The following is a 1055-nucleotide window of genomic DNA, read 5'->3' on the forward strand; positions in this document are numbered from 1 at the left end:
ATACTGGCAAGATTCGTAATCGTATTTTGTGTACCCGCATTTAAGGTTGCACTGATCGTACCTCCTACAATAGTACCCGTTACCGTGATATTATCAAAAGTACCACCGGTTCCGGTTACACTTGTTGCACTTACAGTACCGATCTGAGCTGTTCCCGTTACACTGATATTGGTTAAACCACTTAAGTTACTGATCGTGGCATTCGTGATATTCGCATTTGTTGCAGTAAGCGTGCTTACGTTTGCAAGATTAGTGATAGAGTTCTGTGCTGATGTTGACAGACTTCCACTTAAAGTTCCCGCACTGATTGTTCCACTTGCTGTAATATTCTGGATACTGGCAAGATTCGTAATCGTATTTTGTGTGCCCGCATTTAAGGTTGCACTGATTGTACCGCCTACGATAGTACCGGTTACTGTAATATTATCAAAAGTACCACTGCTTCCGGTTACACTGGTTGCACTTACCGTTCCTGCCTGTACCGTTCCCGTTACACTGATATTGGTCAGACCACTTAAATTACTGATCGTGGCATTCGTGATATTCGCATTTGTTGCAGTAAGCGTGCTTACATTAGCAAGGTTAGTGATGCTATTTTGTGCACTTGTACTTAATGAGCCGCTTAAAGTTCCCGCACTGATTGTTCCACTTGCTGTAATGTTCTGGATACTGGCAAGATTCGTAATCGTATTTTGTGTACCCGCATTTAAGGTAGCACTGATCGTACCTCCTACAATAGTACCCGTTACCGTAATATTATCAAAAGTACCACTGGTTCCGGTTACACTTGTTGCACTTACAGTTCCTGCCTGTACCGTTCCCGTTACACTGATATTGGTTAAACCACTTAAATTACTGATCGTGGCATTCGTGATATTCGCATTCGTTGCAGTAAGCGTGCTTACGTTTGCAAGATTAGTGATAGAGTTCTGTGCTGATGTTGACAGACTTCCACTTAAGGTTCCCGCACTGATCGTTCCACTTGCTGTAATATTCTGGATACTGGCAAGATTCGTAATCGTATTTTGTGTACCCGCATTTAAGGTTGCACTGAT

1 protein-coding gene is annotated in these 1055 nt (G+C 42.6%); it reads right to left on the minus strand.

The features are described from left to right. A partial coding sequence (locus tag QUB14_RS28645; protein WP_445251887.1) for a beta strand repeat-containing protein occupies nt 1-1055 on the minus strand: 1055 nt, incomplete at both ends.

The organism is Microcoleus sp. B3-D2, assembly GCF_036705345.1.
Classification (GTDB): Bacteria; Cyanobacteriota; Cyanobacteriia; order Cyanobacteriales; family Microcoleaceae; genus Microcoleus.